Origin of the sequence: Pseudomonas gregormendelii, from assembly GCF_017114825.1 — a bacterium.
In the GTDB taxonomy this organism is placed as follows: domain Bacteria; phylum Pseudomonadota; class Gammaproteobacteria; order Pseudomonadales; family Pseudomonadaceae; genus Aquipseudomonas; species Aquipseudomonas gregormendelii.
In genome coordinates this window covers 47,232-66,764 of the sequence record NZ_JADEVO010000006.1, presented here as the reverse complement: position 1 = coordinate 66,764, position 19,533 = coordinate 47,232, and the positions used below count along the sequence as shown (strand labels likewise).

The window sequence follows — 19,533 nt, the reverse complement described above, 5'->3', positions numbered from 1 at the left end:
GACTAAAGACTACCGCAACGCTTCTTCCAGTGTTTGCACCCCATCCCGACCCGCAGCCGCCAGCCAATGCGGCATGGCCGCTGTAGTACTCGGGCCTTGTCCAGGCCGGCGGTGTGTTCCACCAGCGCCTTCAGGCGCTGGTCGGAGGTCAGGGGCACAACCGCACAGGCATCGAGCGCCTTATTCCTTATCGATCTAAAACTCCCAGGATCGCAGCGGGTCAGTTTCTGAGTGCCCGCTGTTTTAGCCGGGTATCGATTGAACCTCCCCAACGGAAAAACCGGTAAGGACTTTATGTGCGGATTAGCTGGCGAGTTACGCTTTGACAATCAACCTGCGGACCTTGCAGCCGTTGAACGAATCACCCATCACCTGGCACCCCGCGGACCTGACGCGTGGGGCTTCCACAGCCAAGGGCCGATTGCCCTGGGCCATCGCCGCCTGAAAATCATGGACCTGTCGGACGGCTCGGCGCAGCCGATGGTCGACAATCAGTTGGGCCTGTCCCTGGCGTTCAATGGCGCGATCTACAACTTTCCAGAGTTGCGCACCGAGCTTGAAAGCCTTGGTTATGCGTTCTACTCCGGCGGTGACACCGAAGTGCTGCTCAAGGGCTATCACGCCTGGGGCGAAGCACTGCTACCCAAGCTCAACGGCATGTTTGCGTTTGCCATTTGGGAACGCGACACCAAGCGCCTTTTCATTGCCCGTGACCGTCTGGGCGTGAAGCCGCTCTACCTGTCGCGTACCGGCCAGCGCCTGCGCTTTGCCTCGGCTTTGCCAGCACTGCTCAAGGGCGGCGACATCAACCCGATCCTTGATCCGGTGGCTCTCAATCACTATCTGAATTTTCATGCCGTGGTTCCCGCTCCGCGCACCTTGCTGGCAGGCATCGAGAAATTGCCGCCGGCGACCTGGATGCGCGTCGAAGCTGATGGCAGCACCGAGCAGAAAACCTGGTGGACCCTGCCCTACGGTCCCCGTGCCGATGAAATGAACCTGACACTGGAAGACTGGCGCGACCGCGTGCTGGACAGCACCCGTGAAGCGGTGGCTATTCGTCAACGAGCCGCTGTCGACGTCGGAGTCTTGCTCTCCGGCGGAGTGGATTCGAGCATGCTCGTGGGACTGTTGCGCGAAGCCGGGGTGGAGAACCTGTCGACCTTTTCCATCGGCTTCCAGGATGCCGGCGGCGAACGCGGCGACGAGTTCCAGTACTCGGACCTGATCGCCAGGCACTACGGCACCCAGCACCATCAGTTACGCATCGACGAAAAAGAGATCATTGAGCAATTGCCGGCGGCGTTCCGCGCCATGAGCGAGCCGATGGTCAGCCATGACTGCATTGCGTTCTACCTGCTGTCCCGTGAAGTGGCCAAGCACTGCAAGGTGGTACAGAGCGGCCAGGGTGCAGACGAACTGTTCGCCGGTTACCACTGGTATCCGCAAGTCGATGGCGCCGCCGACCCTTACGCTGCCTACCGCGAAGCGTTTTTCGACCGCAGCTATGAAGATTACGCCGCCACCGTGCAGCCCAAATGGTTGACGGCGAATGACGCGGCTGGCGATTTCGTGAAAGAACATTTTGCCCAGCCTGGCGCCGATGCCGCTGTGGACAAAGCCTTGCGCCTGGACAGCACGGTGATGCTGGTGGACGACCCGGTCAAGCGCGTCGACAACATGACCATGGCCTGGGGCCTGGAAGCCCGCACGCCGTTCCTGGACTACCGCCTGGTGGAATTGTCGGCACGGGTACCGGGCAAATTCAAGCTGCCCGATGGCGGCAAGCAGGTGCTCAAGGAAGCCGCGCGACTGGTCATTCCAAGTGAAGTGATCGACCGCAAGAAAGGTTACTTTCCGGTCCCCGGCCTCAAGCATCTACAGGGCGATACGCTCAATTGGGTGCGCGAACTGCTGCTGGATCCGAGCCAGGATCGTGGCTTGTTCAACCCGGCCATGCTTGACCGCCTGCTGACTGATCCACAAGGTCAACTGACGCCCTTGCGTGGCTCCAAGCTGTGGCAACTGGCGGCCTTGAACCTGTGGCTCAGCGAACAAGGAATCTGATCGATGAAACCCCACGCCACGGCTTACAGCCAACGCTTGTTGCGCGGTCAGGCGCCTACCTACGAGCGCTTGCAGGCACGCTTGGCTGAGGATGGCAGTGAACCGAGCGCGGCCCCGATTGCGCTGCATTGCGGTTGGGGTCGATTGCTGATCGGCCACACCTTCGCTGACCCTGCCAGTCTTGCCCAGGAACTGCTCAACGAAAAACCCGGCGAGCGGGATATCGCGCTGTATGTGGCCGCGCCCCAGCAGGTGTTGGGGCTTGAGCCGGCGCAACTGTTCCTCGACCCTTCGGACACCTTGCGCCTGTGGTTCACTGACTATCGCCCCTCCACGCGGGTGTTTCGCGGCTTCCGGATTCGTCGGGCGCAAAGTGAGGCGGACTGGAAGGCGATCAACACGCTGTACCAGGCCCGCAACATGCTGCCCATCGATGCCAGTTTGCTGACCCCGCGTCACCTCGGCGGTCCGGTGTACTGGCTGGCCGAGGATGAAGACAGCGGTGCGGTCATCGGCAGTGTGATGGGGCTCAACCATCACAAGGCCTACAACGATCCAGAGAACGGCAGCAGCCTGTGGTGCCTGGCCGTCGACCCCCTTTGTTCCCGACCGGGGGTGGGAGAAGTGCTGGTCCGGCACCTGATCGAACACTTTATGAGTCGCGGGCTGAGTTACCTCGACCTGTCGGTATTGCATGATAATCGCCAGGCCAAAAACCTCTACGCCAAGCTGGGTTTTCGCAACCTTTCGACCTTTGCCATCAAACGCAAGAATGGCATCAATCAGCCGCTGTTCCTGGGGCCTGGGCCGGAGGCGAACTTCAACCCTTACGCACGGATCATTGTCGAGGAGGCCCATCGTCGGGGTATTGATGTACTGGTCGATGACGCCGAAGCCGGGATGTTCACCCTCAGCCATGGCGGGCGGCGGGTACGTTGCCGCGAGTCCCTGAGCGACCTGACCAGCGCCATCAGCATGAGTCTGTGCCAGGACAAAAGCCTGACGCACAAGGTACTGAAGGCGGCGGGGCTGAAATTGCCGTCCCAGCAACTTGTCGGCAACGCCGATGACAACCTGGCATTCCTCGACGAGCATGAGCGCGTAGTGGTCAAGCCGCTGGACGGCGAACAGGGCCGAGGGGTAGCGGTGGACCTGCAGGCGATCGAAGAGGTCCAGCAAGCCATTGAGTCAGCTCGCCAGTTTGACACCCGGGTGCTTCTGGAGAGTTTTCACGAAGGTTTGGACCTGCGGATTCTGGTAATCGGTTTTGAAGTGGTGGCTGCGGCCATCCGCCGACCGGCCGAAGTGATCGGTGATGGCCAGCACAGTGTCGGCGCGCTGATCGAGGCTCAAAGTCGTCGGCGCCAGGCTGCCACCGGCGGCGAGAGCAAGATCCCCCTCGACCGCGAAACCGAGCGTACCCTGGCGGCTGCCGGTTACGATTACAGCAGTGTTTTACCGGCCGGCGAGCACCTGTTCGTGCGGCGCACGGCGAATCTGCATACCGGCGGCATCCTTGAGGATGTCACGTCCATCCTGCATCCGACCCTGGTCGACGCTGCGGTGCGGGCGGCCCGGGCGCTGGACATTCCCATGGTCGGGCTCGACCTGCTGGTGCCGGCGGCGGATCAGCCGGAATACGTATTTATCGAGGCCAATGAACGCGCCGGGCTGGCCAATCATGAACCGCAACCGACGGCAGAACGCTTTGTGGATCTGCTGTTTCCCCATAGTCAGCCGGCTGCCCAATAGATAGATGCTGCCTGGACTGACGCCATCGCGGGCAGCCTGTTCCCACAGGGAGTGTGTGAGGCCCGGCTCTGGGAGCCGGGCTGCTGTGAGAGCAAAGCCTGCCCGCGATGACGGCCTGACCACCTCCCATTCTTAACCTCATCGAAACCATCGATGCACTCAACTCATCAGGAGTTTCCATGACCAGTAGAATCCCGGAACCGGATCTCAACTACCTGCAAAAAGTCCTGTTGGAGATGCTGGCCATTCCAAGCCCCACAGGATTCACCGACACCATCGTGCGCTACGTCGCCGAGCGTCTTGAAGAGCTGGGCATTCCCTTCGAAATGACCCGGCGCGGGACCATCCGTGCGACCCTCAAGGGCAAGAAAAACAGCCCGGATCGCGCCGTCTCGGCGCATCTGGACACCATTGGCGCGGCAGTTCGCGCGGTCAAGGACAACGGTCGACTGACCCTGGCACCAGTTGGCTGCTGGTCCAGCCGTTTTGCCGAGGGCAGTCGGGTCAGCCTGTTCACCGATAATGGCGTGATTCGCGGCAGTGTATTGCCCCTGATGGCTTCCGGGCACGCCTTCAACACGGCCGTGGACGAGATGCCGATCAGCTGGGATCACGTGGAGTTGCGTCTGGATGCCTACTGCGCCACTCGTGCAGACTGTGACTCGCTAGGGATCAGCGTCGGTGATTTCGTGGCCTTCGATCCATTGCCCGAATTCACCGAAAGCGGCCATATCAGTGCCCGTCACCTGGATGACAAGGCCGGCGTGGCTGCGCTGCTGGCGGCCATGAAGGCGATTATCGACAGTGGCGAAGAGCTGATGATCGATTGTCATCCCCTGTTCACCATCACCGAGGAAACCGGCAGTGGCGCGGCAGCGGCGTTGCCGTGGGACGTCAGTGAGTTCGTCGGCATTGATATAGCCCCCGTAGCTCCGGGCCAGCATTCCAGCGAACATGCCGTGAGTGTGGCAATGCAGGATTCCGGTGGGCCGTATGACTATCACCTGTCCCGGCACTTGCTGCGCCTGGCCAGCGATAATGAATTACCGGTGCGTCGCGATCTGTTCCGTTATTACTTCAGCGATGCGCATTCGGCGGTTACCGCCGGGCATGACATCCGCACCGCCCTGCTCGCTTTCGGCTGCGATGCAACTCACGGCTACGAGCGTACCCACATAGACAGCCTGGCCGCGTTGAGTCGCCTGCTCGGCGCCTACATCCTCAGCCCGCCGGTATTTGCCAGCGATGCACAGCCAGCGAAGGGTTCGCTGGACCGGTTCAGTCACCAGATCGAGCATGACACGCAGATGGAAAGTGATACCCGGGTGCCATCGGTGGATAGCCTGGTGGGACAGCGCAACGATAGCTAAGCCGATATCTGCGGCGCCGGCACGACCGATCGAGAGCAGGCTCGCTCCCACAGAATTTTCCCCGTGCGGGAAACGGTTTTGGTGTGAGGGCAAGCCTGCTCGCGATGACGATGGAGCAACCTGCGCTAAACCGAGGGTAGCCGCCATCTGCCAATCGCCGTAGCATCGCGCGATTGTTCAACCGAGGTGGCTATGCTGATTCCCCACGACCAACTTGAAGTCGATACCTTGACCCGCTTGATCGAAGATTTCGTGACCCGCGACGGCACGGACAACGGCGACGACACCCCGCTGGAAACCCGGGTCTTGCGGGTTCGCCAGGCCCTGAGCAAGGGACAGGCACTGATCGTTTTCGATCCGGAGAGCGAGCAATGTCAACTGATGCTCAAGCACGATGTGCCCAAGCATCTGTTCGACTGAAACGTCTGTTACTTGTGTTTCCCGGTCTTTTTTTCGTCCTGGATGCGCTCGTAGATCTCGCTGCGATGGACGGTAAAACTGCGCGGCGCTTCAACTCCGATGCGCACACTGTCGCCACTGACGGCCAGGATTCGCACGGAAATGGTGTCGCCAATGGAGATCAACTCTTGGGCTACACGGCTGAGAACTAGCATGGGATAGGTCCTACTGGGTGACAGGACCTTGAAGATGCCCGGCAGAAAACGCTCATTCAATATGTTGTAGGCAAATCAGTTTTTCCCTACAAACCTGAGGGAAGCACCCCGTAGGATTTATCCGACAAAACCGCAGAATATCGGATCTTTCCTTCAGGAAGCCGACAGTCGTGGGCCGAAGAGAATCACCGTCGCGCCAATCACGCACAGGGCCACACCGATCCAGTCCGAGCTCAAGGGACGAATCCGCTCCACCACCGCCAACCAGCCAATTGACGCCACGATGTAGATGCCTCCATAGGCGGCATAGGCGCGACCTGCATAGGTCGCTTCCACGCGCGTCAGCAGGAGTGCGAACAGCGTCAGGCTGAACAGTGCCGGCACAATCCACAGGGCGCTCTTGCCCTGGCGCAACCACATCCAGAATGCAAAACACCCGGCGATTTCAAACAAGGCGGCAAGAAAGAACCACAGGTAATTGAGCATGCAAGGGTCTCGCTAAAATGGCCGATGGCGGCCACCCTAGCGACGGCGGGACCATCGGGCAAGCTCAGCCTGCGGTCTGTTTGGCCTTTGCGCGCATTTTATCGGCCATGACCGTCATTTCGTTGTACAGCAGTTGCGGGTTCTTCTGCTTGATCGCCCAGGCCATACGGCCCTGCTCGTGCGGCAAGATCATGAATTCACCGGCACCGATCTGCTGATAGATGTAGTCGGCAATGTCGGCAGCGGTGATCGGCGAACTTTCAAGCAATTTGCCGACCTGCGCTTTCATCGCAGGCGTCGGGCCTCGGAAAGAGTCCAGCAGGTTGGTCTGGAAGAACGATGGGCATACCACATGCACCCCGACTTCCTGCTGCGCCAGTTCGATCAGCAGGCTTTCAGACAATGCGACCACGCCGGCCTTGGCCACGTTGTAGTTGCTCATGGCAGGGCCTTGCATCAACGCGGCCATGGACGCGATGTTGATGATCTTGCCCTTGCTCTTTTCCAGCAGCGGCAGGAACGCCTTGCAGCCCTTGACCACGCCCATCAGGTTGATCGCAATCTGCCAATCCCAGTCTTCCAGGGACAGCTCGCTGAAGAACCCGCCGGAGGCCACTCCGGCGTTGTTGACGATGATGTCGATGCCGCCCAGCTTCTCCTCGCAGGCCTGGGCAAATGCCGTCAGTTGACTGTAGTCGCGCACGTCACAGCGCTGGATAAACCCGTCGCCACCCGCCTCGCGCACCAGCTTGAGGGTTTCCTGCAGGCCGGGATCGCTGACATCGGACAAGGCCAGTTGCCAGCCCTCGCGCGCCCAGCGGAGCGCGATTTCGCGACCCAGGCCCGAGCCTGCGCCAGTGATCATCATGCGATTTTGCATAGCAGACAGCCTTGTTGTTCCGGGGAAGATGTGCCGAGTGTAGCGAAGGAGATAGCGGGAGCCACGCTGCATCAGATTGCTGAATAGGCTGCTCAAACCCCGGGCGCGGACGGATGAACTAAGCCAATAAAAAGGAAATAAGGCTTTCTTCGAAAAACATTAAAAAAACTTGGAATTTTCTCGCGATCAGCGCAGTCGGATCATTTAAGCAGCCAGGATTTAATTCATTCCTGCTGACAGTTATAGCTAGGTCATTCCGGAACACTTTCAACAAGGAAACAGACATGGGCACAATTCTAATCGTTATTCTGATCCTTCTTCTGGTAGGCGGTTTGCCGGTCTTCCCCCACTCCAGAAGTTGGGGTTATGGCCCGTCGGGTATCATCGGTGTAGTCCTGGTGGTGCTGTTGATCCTGCTCTTGCTTGGCAAGATATAAAGCGTTAACAGGAAAAAAAAGAGGCCCTGAAAAGGGCCTCTTTTTTATTGCCTGGACATTCAGTCCGGCTTGCCGTCAACCACACCGGCAGTGTTATCGATCAGACTCTTGGTCGCCGTTTGCAGGAAAGCTTCAAGTTTCTGCTTGAGCTCGGCGGTACGCGGTGCATCAGGGATGACCTCGGCCTTGGGTGTAGCGCCCAACTGATACTGGTATACCTTCGGCGCCATTTCTTTTTCCTTGGGCAGTACCAGGATCTGATCCGCGGTGATGATCGCGGTGGTCTGTTCGCTGCCCGAAGGCTTGATCACGCCAAAACCGGTGTCGCCTTCCGGCAGGTTCAGCAGGTCACGACCCCAGCATTGATGGCGCACTTCGCCACCGATGCGGCCCATGATAGTCGGCACGATATCGATCTGGGTGCCAACGGTGTGGTCACGCTCGCCGAATTTCTCCTGGATGCCCGGTGCGATCAGCAGCATCGGCACGTTGAAGCGACCCAGGTCCATTTCGGTGATCTGGCGCTCGTTGCCGAAACCGTGGTCACCCACGATGACGAACAGGGTCTCCTTGAAGTAAGGCTCCTTGCGGGCCTTCTCGAAGAACTGGCCCAAGGCCCAATCGGCGTAGCGCATGGCCGTCAAATGTTCGTTGAGGCTGCCGCGATCCGTCACGCGCTCGACCGGCAATGGCGACGGCAAGGCGTATGGGGTGTGATTCGACAAGGTTTGCAGCAGCGCATAAAACGGCTTGCCGTTTTCCCGCGCTTTGAGCTCGACCAGGCCGCGATCAAACATATCCTGGTCGGACACGCCCCAGGTCGGATCGGAGAACACCGGGTTCACGTAATCATTGCGACCAATGAAGTTGGTCATGCCCTGGCTGCTGAAGAAGCCCGACTGGTTATCCCAGGCGAAGTCGCCGTTGTAGACGTATACATCGTTGTAATCACGGACACTGAGCAGTTGCGGTAAACCGGACAGCTTGTGGCTGCCTTCCGGGGTCTGCATCAGGTATTCGAAGCCCGGCAGGTTCGGGAAGCAGGCCATGGTGGCGAACATGCCCTGGTGGGTGTGTGTGCCGTTGGAGAAGAAGCGATCGAACAGCAGGCCCTCTTTCGACAGTTTGTCGAGGTACGGCGTGATGTTACCCGAGGCACCCAACGCGCCTACCGAGTGACCGGCCATGCTTTCCATCAGGATCACGACGACGTTCTTGATCGGCAGGGTCTTGTCGGCCGGTGGCGTGTAGTCACGGCGCACGGCTGCCGTGTCCGGATCGACCAGCTTGTCGTCAGGCATGACCAGCATGTCGCGCACGATTTGTTGGGCTTCAGGCTGCGGCAAGGTAGCCTTCCAGATATTATCGCGATCTTCAGACATGCGGCTCTTGGCAGCAGCGATCAGCGACAGCGTGCCATTGAGGCCCAACTGATTGGCGAAATTGGAATCGGTGGTGTAGACGTCCCCCCAGCGCAGAGGCGGACCTTGACGCAAGGTGCCGCGAGCCGCGACGACGCAGATCAGCAGGCAAACCACGAACACGGCAGTGCGCGCATACCATGGAGCCACCTGGCGAGTACTGATGGTACCGCCGCTGAACGGGCCGCGTGGTCGGGTGGCGCGGTCTGCACCCTTGAACGCCAGCGCGAGGATGACAGTGCCGCCGACCCATGCCAGCAGGTAACGAACCACGGGAAAACCGTACCAGAGCATGCTCATGACGGTTTTCGGGTCTTCCTTCACATACTGGAAAACCAGGCCGTTGAGACGTTGGTGGAATTCGCGGTAGAAGTCCATTTCCATCAGGCCGAGGAACAGCGCGATGCTCGAAGCCACGGTCAGCCACAGGCGGAAGAAACCACGGGCCGCCATTGCGCGGACGCTGAACAGTGCCAGTACCAGCGGGATGCTGAGGTAGACCACCAGGCGCAGGTCGAATCGCAGACCGTTGACGAACGCTTCGGCGAAGGTCGAGGCCGGTGTATCAAGGATCATCTCGCTGTTGTAGGCCAGCAGCGCAACGCGCAGCAGGCTGAACATGACCATCATGACCAGGGCGCACAACAAAGTGTAGGCCAGGTGCGATTTGACGGTTGGTTGCAGCAGGCGACTTGAAGCTCGCTGCTGTTTCAGGGCGTCCGGGTTTGCCATGTCGTTTTAGGACCCATTGGAAGTTGAAGTTGCATAAATACAGCGGCGCTTAGCCCTCTGTTGGTCGATTCCTGACCCCGGGGCTTGCGCGGTGCGCAAATGTTGCACGATCACCCGCAGCATTGCCATTGATTACTGTTTGGGTTGGCGCGGGCGAGATTGTCTTGGACGGGTTGTGAAAATTTCGTGCAGTGAATATTCGGATACAAAATATAGGCTTGGGTTGCTCGATCTGTTGGCCTCGGTGGGCCAGGTGCAGGGGCTGTCGAGTGAAACGAAGCAGCGCCTGCACAGCTCCCGGACGGATCGGTCAAAAAAGCGAAATTACTTCTCCGCCCGCTCCTTCAACGCCTTCAACGTATTGAACGGCGCATCCACCACAAACTTGTTGGCCACCATCGAAGGCACGCTGCCGCCCGGTTCGGTGTGCACCTGGTAGGTGACTTCGACCTGGTCACCCTTGGGCACGAACTTCCAGAAACCCTCGACCTTGACCACCCGCACAAAACCCTTTTCCTCGGGCATGTACTTGGGCACGCCTTCGAGCTTGCGGGTCAGGCTGCCATCGGCGCCTTCGACGGTGGTGATGTGCAGCACCGAATCCCGTGGAGTCACCGGCCATGGGGTATTGAATTGAGAGTAGGTCCAGCTCTGGTCGCCTTCATGCTTGAGCAGTTTCTGCAGCTTGCATTCGTGAATCCAGGCACAGGCACCCGGCACATCCTCCTGCAAGGCGCGCAGTTTGGCCATGGAGGTTTTCATCAGGGTGATGCCCTGGTAAGCCTTGTAATCAGAACCGGCCACTTCACTCAAGGAGACCTTGATACCGTCCTCGTTCTTGGCAACTTTCCACTCTTCGGCCTGGACCGAAGTCGCCAGCAAAACGCTGAAACCACACAGCACAGCCAAACGATGCAGCGAACCCATAGTGTTATTCCTTATTGTTGAAGTTCAGACCGTTGAACACATCACGCCGCCGTCATTTGCTCCCACCAGCCAATCAGTTTGATCGCTTCTTCGCTGCTGTTGCCGCAAACATCGGGGTCGGCCGCGAATGACGAACAAACAGCCGGGCGCTCCGGTTTACCGAAAATGTTGCACAGGTTTTCGACAGACAGTTGCACGCAACGTTCTCCCGCAGGTTTGCCGTGGGGCATTCCGGGGATCGGTGAACTGATGGAAGGGGCAATGCAACAGGCGCCACAACCCTCACGGCATTTCATGACGACAAGCTCCTCGCGACGGGCGATGTGTAAAGACGGTGCACAGAGTAACCGCTAAAACAGTTGTTTTAAATTAAACCGGCCGAGGTTTTTCGATCAAATTGGCGTGACCGATCAGTCTCCGACAAAGCGTCCTGGCTTGGGGTCACAAGAGGGAGCCAATCATTGCTTGAATTCGAATTCCAGCGCGGCACCTTCTACGTCGCGCCGCTCTTCATTGCGCAACTGCAGCTGCATTTCGTTGCTGAGCAGGCGCCCGTTGAGCTGAAAAGGACTGCTGCCCGTCTTGTCGCCAAACATTTGCGGCAATATCGCATCGTGTTTGGGCAACGGCACCGTGCCAACCGGGTCCAGCTCTTCAACCATTTCCTTGGGCAGGCTCAGGTCGAGTTTGGCCGAAGGTAGCGGGGTTTTCGCTATTTCACTGGCGGATTTGGACTTGGAAGTAATAGGTGCGCGTTTTTTCACCGGCTTGCTGTTCTGTTTAGCGGGGGACGCCTTTTTGACAGTGCCGGTCTTTTTTGCCGGGGTAGACTGACTTGCAGGCGTGCTTGCCGAAGGAGTTTGCTGGGCAGGAGCCGCCATGAGGCCTTGTGCCTGAAAAGACATCAGCAGGCAGAACGACAACCACACGGCGGGTAAAATCGATTTCATGGACCCGGCAACACTAACGGCAGAGGGCCATATGCTCGCCTGTTAGCCGGCACAAGACAAGTATGCACAGCAATAACCTGCCCATCCCGTCAAAAACCGGCCGCCGTTTCCTGGCAAAGCTGGGTGGCGAGCATGCCCAAAGTCATCAAGGCACGCTCTGCTTCACGGTTCCACGGGATGCCACAATTGAGACGGATACAGTGGTTGAATTGCTCGGTGTTACTGAATATGAGCCCAGGGGCGATGCTGATCCCCTGTTGCAACGCCCGCACATGCAGTTCCTGGGTGTTCACTCGCCCCGGCAGGCTTACCCAAAGAATGAAACCGCCGGTGGGCCGGGTCATTTGCGTGCCTTCGGGAAAGTACTGCTGGACGGCCAGTTGAAAGGCGCTGAGGTTCTTGCGGTATTCCTGGCGGATGTAGCGCAAATGCCGATCGTAGCCGCCGTTTTCCAGATAAGCAGCAATGCCCATCTGGGTGACGCTGCAGGCCGAATGGGTGCTGAAGGTCTGCAGGCGCTGGATTTCCTGCTGGTACTTTCCGGCAATCATCCAGCCAATGCGCACCCCGGGGGACAGGGTCTTGGAAAAGCTTGAGCAATAGATCACCCGATCCAGCCGGTCATAGGCCTTGAGCGCCTTGGTACGGCCCTGCTCGAACATCAGTTCGCCATAGATATCGTCTTCAACGATCTGGATATCGAAGTCCGACGCCAGGCGCAGCAGTTGCTTCTGGCGTTCCTCGGGCATGGTGCCGCCCAGGGGATTACTGAGGCGCGTGGTCAGAACCAGCGCCTTGATCGACCATTGGTTGGCGGCCAGTTGCAGGGCTTCCAGGCTCATGCCGGTGGCGGGGTCGCTGGGAATCTCGATGACCTTCAGGCCCAGCAGGTCAGCCAGTTGCAACAACCCATAGTAAGTCGGCGACTCCGCGGCTATGAGGTCACCCGGCCGGGTCAGCACGCGCAAGGACATCTGCAGGGCGTCGACGCAACCGTGGGTGATCACCACTTCCGAGGGATCGACCACCACTCCGGCATCACGCATTCGAATCGCCACCTGGCGCCGCAGCGGTTCAAAGCCTGGGCTGAACATGTAGCTGAAGGCCCGCGGGCTATGAAACCGCGTGACCTTGGCCAACTGCTGATGCAGGGCCCGCACCGGCAGGTAATCGACGCTCGGTACTGCAGCGCCAAGAGGAAACACCCCTTCGCGACGGGACTCGACCAACACCTGTTGAATGATGCTGCTGCGCGTGACCAGGCTGGGGCGTTCGACCCTGGCGATGTCCGGAGTCGGCGCGGTCAGGGCCGGGGTTTGGTGCACGTAATAGCCCGACTGAGGCCGGGCACGAATCAACCCCTGATCCTCGAGATTGGCGTAAGCCTGCAACACGGTGGCATGGCTGACGTTGAGCTGCGAACTCATCTTGCGCACCGAAGGCACGCGCTCCCCCGGTTGATAGACACCGCGGCGGATGTCTTCTGCCAGTTGTTGAGCAATACGTTGGTACAGCAAGAGATTGGTCATGACGCAGCACTCGATTTCACGGGCATTTTATTCTTATGTGGCACAGTACCGGAACAGTTTAGAAGTGTACGGGGACAGTTGCCAGAATAGTTGACCGTACAGTGCAGTGTCAGCAAAAACTGTACTGGCTTACCACTGCAGGAGCGAGCTTGCTCGCGATAAACGGCAACGATAACGCGTGAAGTCTGGATAAACGCAGTGTCGATGAGTTTTTCGCGAGCAAGCTCGTTCCTACCATGAATAGCAATATGGATTGCCGGGTTGTATGCAGTTCAGCCGCCGTTAACGGGCGGCGCCGAGCTGGCCCTTTTCATCGGAGAACACAATTTCCACCCGACGGTTCTGTGCCCGCCCCCGTTCCGAGGCGTTCACGTCGACCGGATACTCATCGCCGTAACCTTCGACCTTGATGCGCTTGTCATCAATGCCAAGGTCCATCAGTACATTGGCCACGGATTGCGCGCGGTCACGGGACAATTTGAGGTTTTCCTGCTTGCCACCGGTACTGTCGGTGTAACCCTCGATACGGACCACGCGTTTGGGATTGAGCTGCAGGAATTGCACGATCTTCAGCACCACGCGGTTAGCGGAGCTTTTCAACTCAGCTTCGCCGGTGTCGAACAACACGTCACCCAGGGTCATGACCAACCCGCGATCGGTCTGGGTGGTGGCGAGTGCGACAATCTGCTCTTCCAGCCACTTGCCCTGCTGTTGCACGCTGAGCAACTTGGATTCGCGCAGGGCCAGTTGCAGGCGCTGGCGTTCCAGTTCGAGCTTGGCCGCGCGCTCTTCGTTAAGCACCTGGTTGGTGTGCTCCCGGGCGATTTCACTGTAGCGCTGGCTCAGGTAGGCGTAATGCAGCACGTCCGAGCCACTGCCCCAGTAGCTGGACAGACGGTCGGCGCGAGCCAGGGATTCACCGGCCCGGATCACGTCCTTGGGCGCAATACGCAGCACGTTGGAGTCTTCCTTGACCTTCTGGAAGTCAATACCGGCTTCCTGCAACGCGGTTTCACTGTGCTGGCCGGCACAGCCATAAAGGCTTGCACAACCCACCAGGATCAAGCCGCCAAAGGCTCTGGACGCACTATTCATTGGGCATCTCCCAATTGCTTGCGCAAGCGGGTGATGCGGGTATTCAGTACGTTCAACTGCTCTTCGCTCTTGAGGGTCAGCACCCGGGCTTCGGCCAGGCGCGCATCCAGTTCGGCCTGTTCGGCGCGCATGCGTGCATTCTTGAAGGACTGGTCGTTCATGCTGCCTTGGGCGCGGTTGAACTTGTCTTCGGCCAATTTCATTTCCGGTACGTCGGCGGCGGTAGCCCCCACGGCCTTGGCCTGTTCGAGCGCCTGCTCGGTCAGGCGCATTTGTTCATTCGGCGCCGGATCGGCTGCACAACCCGCCAGAGCCAGAACGGCCAGGGCAGCGAAAAGAGGTCGAATACTCACTAAAAATCCCTACTGTTTTGGGGTACTGACGGGTTGTTGCTGCTGCAATTTCCAGCGCTCGATATTGCGCTGCAACGCGGCTTCCGCCAGACCGGACGCGGGCAATTCTGTCATCTTTTTCGCCAGCTGTCCGCGCAACCACGGATCGTTGCACGCCGAGTTGTGGGAAACCGCCAGATACAGCCCGGGTTTGTCGACCGGTTCAGCACGGGCGACAAGGTCATTGGCCATGCTCAGCGACTGCGCGGCGGCGATGCCCGAATATCGGCCCGCCAGCACAAACTCCACTTCACCCAACAGCAGTTTCTGCAATGCCTGCGTCAGGTTGGGCGTGCGGATCAGGGCCAATTGCTGCTCGGCGTACGTACCGAACTGCGGCGTCAACCGTGCCTTTTCCGAGATCGCACCGGCATGCCCATGAAGGTCTTGTGCCTGGTTGTAGACCAGCGGTGAATCCTTGCGAGTCCAGACGAGGTAGTCGTTCTCCAGTAAGGGCGGATGAATGTAATCCAGGGAGTCGAGCTCGCCAAACGTCAGCGGCGCATCGGCGAGCAGATCCATGCGCCCGCTGCGCACTTCGTCCAGCGCCTGGGACCGTTTGCCGGCATAGAGCAGTTCAACCTTGATGCCCAACTGCCCCGCCACCTGCTGCAACAGATCGGCACTGGCGCCGATCAGGTGCTTGGGATCCTGCGGGTCTTGCCACAGATAAGGGGGTGCATCCGGGCTGCCGGTGACCACCAGGCGCTCGCACTTGCCTGCGGCATTGGCCAGTCCAGGCAGCACCGTCAAACCCAGCAATACACAACCGAAAACTCGATGCACGACACCCTCCCATTCAAACCAATACCACCTGTAGGAGCGAGCTTGCTCGCGAAAAAACCGAGGATACCGCAGGGTGACAGGCTCCCGGCGTCATCGTTGAATTCCATCGCGAGCAAGCTCGCTCCTAAAGGGGACGCGAAAAAAAACCCGGCCATAAGGCCGGGCTCTTTATAAGTGAAGCCGCTGGATTAGACCAGCTTCTCCAGCTCAGGGATGGCTTCGAACAAGTCAGCCACCAGGCCGTAATCGGCCACCTGGAAGATCGGCGCTTCTTCGTCCTTGTTGATCGCGACGATCACCTTGGAGTCTTTCATGCCGGCCAGGTGCTGGATCGCGCCGGAGATACCGACGGCGATGTACAGCTGTGGCGCAACGATCTTGCCGGTCTGACCGACCTGCATGTCGTTAGGGACAAAACCTGCGTCGACCGCAGCGCGGGACGCGCCCACGGCAGCGCCCAGCTTGTCAGCCAGGGCGTACAGGTGTTTGAAGTTGTCGCCGTTCTGCATGCCTCGGCCGCCGGAAACGACGATCTTGGCAGCAGTCAGTTCCGGACGATCCGATTTGGCAAGCTCTTCACCAACGAAGCTGGAAGTGCCAGCGTCGTGAGCAGCAGCAACGGTTTCAACCGATGCCGAACCGCCTTCAGCCGCCACCGGGTCAAAACCGGTAGCACGCACGGTGATCACTTTTACCGACGCGTTCGACTGAACGGTGGCAATGGCGTTACCGGCGTAGATCGGGCGCTTGAAAGTGTCAGCGCTTTCTACCGAGATGATCTCGGAGATCTGGTCAACGTCCAGCGCAGCAGCAACACGTGGCAGGATGTTTTTGCCGTTGGAAGTGGCGGCAGCCAGGATGTGGCTGTAGCCCTTGCCAAGCTCTGCAATCAGAGGCGCAACGTTTTCCGGCAACTGATGCGCATAGGCGGCGTTGTCGGCCACCAGCACTTTAGCCACGCCAGCGATTTTCGCAGCGGCTTCAGCCACGGCGCCAGCGCCAAGGCCGGCAACCAGAACGTGGATGTCGCCACCGATTTTGGCAGCGGCAGCTACGGTATTCAGGGTGGCCGGGGCCACTACCTTGTTGTCGTGTTCAGCGATTACCAAGATAGTCATAATCAGATTACCTTCGCTTCGTTTTTCAGTTTCTCGACCAGTTCAGCCACCGACTTGACCTTGATACCCGCGCTGCGTGCAGCAGGCGCTTCGACTTTCACGGTCTTGTTGGTGGAGGCGGTGGAAACGCCCAAAGCATCCGGAGTCAGCACTTCAAGAGGCTTCTTCTTGGCTTTCATGATGTTTGGCAGGGACGCATAACGCGGCTCGTTCAAACGCAGGTCGGTGGTGACGATGGCCGGCAGTTTCAGGGAAACCGTCTGCGCGCCGCCGTCGATTTCGCGGGTCACGGCAACGCTGTCGCCGCTGATTTCCACTTTCGACGCGAACGTGCCCTGGCCATAACCGCTCAATGCCGCGAGCATCTGGCCAGTCTGGTTGTTGTCGCTGTCGATCGCTTGTTTGCCAAGGATCACCAGCTGTGGCTGTTCCTTGTCGACTACAGCCTTGAGCAGTTTGGCAACGGCCAGGGAAGTCAGATCTTCAGCGGATTCGACGAGGATGGCGCGGTCGGCACCCAGGGCCAGCGCAGTGCGCAGTTGCTCCTGAGCGGTGGACGGGCCGACGGAGACGACGACGATTTCAGTCGCAACACCCTTTTCTTTCAGGCGTACGGCTTCTTCCACTGCGATTTCGCAGAATGGGTTCATCGACATCTTGACGTTGGCGAGGTCAACGCCGGAATTGTCCGCCTTGACGCGAACCTTGACGTTGTAATCAACAACGCGTTTGACAGCTACAAGAACCTTCATGGATTCCTCGTTACTCTCCGGTGAAAAGAAAGCCGCCTAGGCGAACCTGGCGGTTGATACTCATCGGGCGCAAGGGCACCTCTAAAAACGCCGGCATAAGTGTCAAGTGACCATCGCTCATAATGTTGATGACCGTTGGTCAGGGGTGACTAACGAGTCATTCATTATCGCGGCGTGTAAACTGCGCGCCAAACCCGCGCTGCGCATCACCTTCTACTGCCATCGCCCTGTCTTTAGAGGTGCTCTTGAAACCAACAGCCAGCCTACGGCGAGCGCAAAACCGACCGTATCTTGACCGGAACACCTATTCCGGTCAATACGGCAAAATGGCCGTTCATAAGCCGCGTGACTTTGATTTCTCTGGGCTTGAGCCAATTCAAACAAACGTTTGTATTGGACGCTGAGAGTGGTGTAGATATAATGCGCCACCCAGAGAGAAAGGTGGTCAATCGATTGTCCTGTTCGGCGCATTGCGCAGAAATTCATGGATGCGATACCAAACCTCCAATTAGAAAAAAAACTGTTGAGCCTTGAGTAGGAGATAACCTGTGGAACGCGAATACATGGAATTCGACGTCGTCATCGTCGGTGCCGGCCCCGCTGGTCTTTCCGCCGCCTGCCGGTTGAAGCAGAAAGCCGCTGAAGCCGGTAAGGAAATCAGCGTCTGCGTGGTCGAAAAAGGCTCCGAGGTCGGTGCTCACATTCTCTCTGGCGCGATTTTCGAACCCCGCGCCCTGAACGAATTGTTCCCGGACTGGAAAGAACTGGGTGCGCCGCTTAACACGCCTGTCACGCGCGACGACATTTTTGTCCTGAAGAACGCCGACAACGCGCAGAAAATTCCTGACTTCTTTGTGCCCAAGACCATGCACAACGAAGGCAACTACATCATCTCCCTGGGTAATCTGTGCCGCTGGCTGGCCCAGCAGGCCGAGAACCTGGGCGTGGAGATCTACCCGGGCTTCGCCGCACAGGAAGCGCTGTTCGACGAAAACGGCGTGGTTCGCGGGATCATCACGGGTGACCTGGGCGTTGACCGCGAAGGTCATCCGAAAGAAGGCCTGTACACCCCGGGCATGGAGTTGCGTGGCAAATACACGCTGTTCGCCGAAGGTTGCCGTGGCCACATCGGCAAGCAACTGATCAAGCGCTTCAACCTCGACAGCGAGGCAGACGCCCAGCACTACGGCATCGGCTTGAAAGAAATCTGGGAAATCGACCCGGCCAAGCATCAACCAGGCCTGGTGGTCCATACTGCCGGATGGCCGCTGGACATCATGGGCACTGAAAACACCGGAGGCTCGTTCCTGTATCACCTGGAAAACAACCAGGTGGTTGTCGGCCTGATCGTCGATCTCTCCTACAGCAACACCTATCTCTCGCCGTTCGACGAGTTCCAGCGCCTCAAGCATCACCCTGTACTGAAGCAGTACCTGGAAGGCGGCAAGCGCATCAGCTACGGCGCTCGCGCCATTTGCAAAGGCGGCCTGAATTCGCTGCCGAAGATGGTCTTCAAGGGCGGCGCGCTGATCGGCTGCGACCTCGGCACCCTGAACTTCGCCAAGATCAAGGGCAGCCACACCGCGATGAAGTCCGGCATGCTCGCCGCTGAATCCGTGGCTGAAGCGCTGTTTGCCGAAAAAGACGGCACTGAGGAGCTGACCAGCTACGTCGATGCCTTCAAGCAGAGCTGGCTGCACGAAGAACTGTTCGCCAGCCGCAACTTCGGTCCGGCGATTCACAAGTTCGGCGCCATCGTGGGTGGTGGTTTCAACTGGCTGGACCAGAACATCTTCGGCGGCAAACTGCCGTTCACCTTGCACGACACCAAGCCGGACTATGCGTGCCTCAAGCTCGCGGCTGACTGCAAGAAGATCGATTATCCCAAGCCAGACGGCAAGATCAGCTTCGACAAGCTCAGCTCGGTGTTCATCTCCGGCACCAACCACGAAGAAGAGCAGCCTTGCCACCTGAAGCTGACTGACCCGAGCATCCCGATTAGCAAGAACCTGCCACTGTACGACGAACCAGCCCAGCGCTACTGCCCGGCCGGCGTGTATGAAGTGGTGACCAAGGAAGACGGCGAGAAGCGCTTCCAGATCAACGCCCAGAACTGTGTGCACTGCAAGACCTGCGACATCAAGGACCCTGCGCAGAACATCACCTGGGTGGCGCCGGAAGGTGCCGGTGGCCCGACTTACCCGAACATGTAAGTCCAGCGCCTG

The 19,533-nt window shown here is 58.8% G+C and carries 20 protein-coding genes; 6 read left to right on the top strand and 14 right to left on the bottom strand.

Features of this window, described 5'->3' with window-relative positions:
- Positions 1-2: 2 nt before the first annotated feature.
- A complete protein-coding gene (locus IMW75_RS06430; protein ID WP_160298070.1) occupies positions 3-158 on the bottom strand; it encodes a hypothetical protein in 156 nt (51 codons plus the stop codon).
- A 136-nt stretch (positions 159-294) separates the two neighbouring features.
- On the opposite strand from IMW75_RS06430, the gene IMW75_RS06425 reads away from it, so the two are divergent.
- The 4 genes from IMW75_RS06425 to IMW75_RS06410 all read left to right on the top strand — a co-directional run bounded on the left by IMW75_RS06425 (position 295) and on the right by IMW75_RS06410 (position 5,609).
- Entirely contained in the window at positions 295-2,067 is a 1,773-nt protein-coding gene (locus IMW75_RS06425) for an N-acetylglutaminylglutamine amidotransferase (protein WP_205892133.1), read from the top strand.
- 3 nt (positions 2,068-2,070) lie between these two features.
- Positions 2,071-3,819: an N-acetylglutaminylglutamine synthetase gene (gene ngg / locus IMW75_RS06420; protein WP_205892132.1), complete on the top strand. Its 1,749-nt coding sequence runs from the start codon at positions 2,071-2,073 to the stop codon at positions 3,817-3,819.
- A gap of 179 nt (positions 3,820-3,998) precedes the next feature.
- Entirely contained in the window at positions 3,999-5,189 is a 1,191-nt protein-coding gene (locus IMW75_RS06415; RefSeq protein ID WP_045061683.1) for an osmoprotectant NAGGN system M42 family peptidase, read from the top strand.
- Between the two features lie 192 nt (positions 5,190-5,381).
- On the top strand, positions 5,382-5,609 hold the full coding sequence (locus IMW75_RS06410) for a YheU family protein (RefSeq protein WP_205892131.1): 228 nt from the start codon (positions 5,382-5,384) through the stop codon (positions 5,607-5,609).
- Positions 5,610-5,617: 8 nt separating this feature from the next.
- Here IMW75_RS06410 and csrA read toward each other — a convergent pair whose 3' ends face one another.
- The 3 genes from csrA to IMW75_RS06395 all read right to left on the bottom strand — a co-directional run bounded on the left by csrA (position 5,618) and on the right by IMW75_RS06395 (position 7,169).
- Positions 5,618-5,803, bottom strand: coding sequence for a carbon storage regulator CsrA (gene csrA, locus IMW75_RS06405; protein WP_045061684.1), 186 nt, complete (start codon positions 5,801-5,803; stop codon positions 5,618-5,620).
- A gap of 153 nt (positions 5,804-5,956) precedes the next feature.
- Entirely contained in the window at positions 5,957-6,289 is a 333-nt protein-coding gene (locus IMW75_RS06400; protein ID WP_045061685.1) for a YnfA family protein, read from the bottom strand.
- A 64-nt stretch (positions 6,290-6,353) separates the two neighbouring features.
- Positions 6,354-7,169, bottom strand: coding sequence for an SDR family oxidoreductase (locus IMW75_RS06395; protein WP_045061686.1), 816 nt, complete (start codon positions 7,167-7,169; stop codon positions 6,354-6,356).
- A gap of 284 nt (positions 7,170-7,453) precedes the next feature.
- On the opposite strand from IMW75_RS06395, the gene IMW75_RS06390 reads away from it, so the two are divergent.
- Entirely contained in the window at positions 7,454-7,606 is a 153-nt protein-coding gene (locus tag IMW75_RS06390) for a DUF3309 family protein (protein ID WP_010461760.1), read from the top strand.
- A 59-nt stretch (positions 7,607-7,665) separates the two neighbouring features.
- Here IMW75_RS06390 and IMW75_RS06385 read toward each other — a convergent pair whose 3' ends face one another.
- The 10 genes from IMW75_RS06385 to IMW75_RS06335 form a co-directional block, all read right to left on the bottom strand.
- Positions 7,666-9,759, bottom strand: a complete 2,094-nt coding sequence (locus IMW75_RS06385; protein ID WP_045061687.1) for an LTA synthase family protein — start codon at positions 9,757-9,759, stop codon at positions 7,666-7,668.
- Between the two features lie 324 nt (positions 9,760-10,083).
- The gene (locus IMW75_RS06380) at positions 10,084-10,686 is read right to left on the bottom strand and encodes an START domain-containing protein (RefSeq protein WP_045061688.1); all 603 of its coding nucleotides are present in this window, start codon (positions 10,684-10,686) and stop codon (positions 10,084-10,086) included.
- Positions 10,687-10,727: 41 nt separating this feature from the next.
- On the bottom strand, positions 10,728-10,982 hold the full coding sequence (locus IMW75_RS06375) for a YkgJ family cysteine cluster protein (protein WP_045061689.1): 255 nt from the start codon (positions 10,980-10,982) through the stop codon (positions 10,728-10,730).
- 162 nt (positions 10,983-11,144) lie between these two features.
- Positions 11,145-11,636 (bottom strand): translation initiation factor 2, encoded by a 492-nt coding sequence (locus tag IMW75_RS06370; RefSeq protein WP_205892130.1) that lies wholly within the window; start codon positions 11,634-11,636, stop codon positions 11,145-11,147.
- An 89-nt stretch (positions 11,637-11,725) separates the two neighbouring features.
- Entirely contained in the window at positions 11,726-13,165 is a 1,440-nt protein-coding gene (locus tag IMW75_RS06365; RefSeq protein ID WP_045061691.1) for an aminotransferase-like domain-containing protein, read from the bottom strand.
- Positions 13,166-13,447: 282 nt separating this feature from the next.
- Positions 13,448-14,260 (bottom strand): OmpA family protein, encoded by an 813-nt coding sequence (locus IMW75_RS06360; RefSeq protein WP_045061692.1) that lies wholly within the window; start codon positions 14,258-14,260, stop codon positions 13,448-13,450.
- Entirely contained in the window at positions 14,257-14,613 is a 357-nt protein-coding gene (locus IMW75_RS06355; RefSeq protein ID WP_045061693.1) for a DUF4398 domain-containing protein, read from the bottom strand. Before IMW75_RS06355 ends, IMW75_RS06360 begins: the two co-directional genes overlap by 4 nt.
- A gap of 9 nt (positions 14,614-14,622) precedes the next feature.
- Complete coding sequence (locus IMW75_RS06350; RefSeq protein ID WP_045061694.1) at positions 14,623-15,438, bottom strand: substrate-binding periplasmic protein; 816 nt, start codon at positions 15,436-15,438, stop codon at positions 14,623-14,625.
- Positions 15,439-15,626: 188 nt separating this feature from the next.
- Complete coding sequence (locus IMW75_RS06340) at positions 15,627-16,556, bottom strand: electron transfer flavoprotein subunit alpha/FixB family protein (RefSeq protein ID WP_045061696.1); 930 nt, start codon at positions 16,554-16,556, stop codon at positions 15,627-15,629.
- A 2-nt stretch (positions 16,557-16,558) separates the two neighbouring features.
- A complete protein-coding gene (locus tag IMW75_RS06335; protein ID WP_007987229.1) occupies positions 16,559-17,308 on the bottom strand; it encodes an electron transfer flavoprotein subunit beta/FixA family protein in 750 nt (249 codons plus the stop codon).
- Between the two features lie 548 nt (positions 17,309-17,856).
- Here IMW75_RS06335 and IMW75_RS06330 point away from each other — a divergent pair.
- Positions 17,857-19,521: an electron transfer flavoprotein-ubiquinone oxidoreductase gene (locus IMW75_RS06330; protein WP_045061697.1), complete on the top strand. Its 1,665-nt coding sequence runs from the start codon at positions 17,857-17,859 to the stop codon at positions 19,519-19,521.
- Positions 19,522-19,533 lie beyond the last annotated feature (12 nt).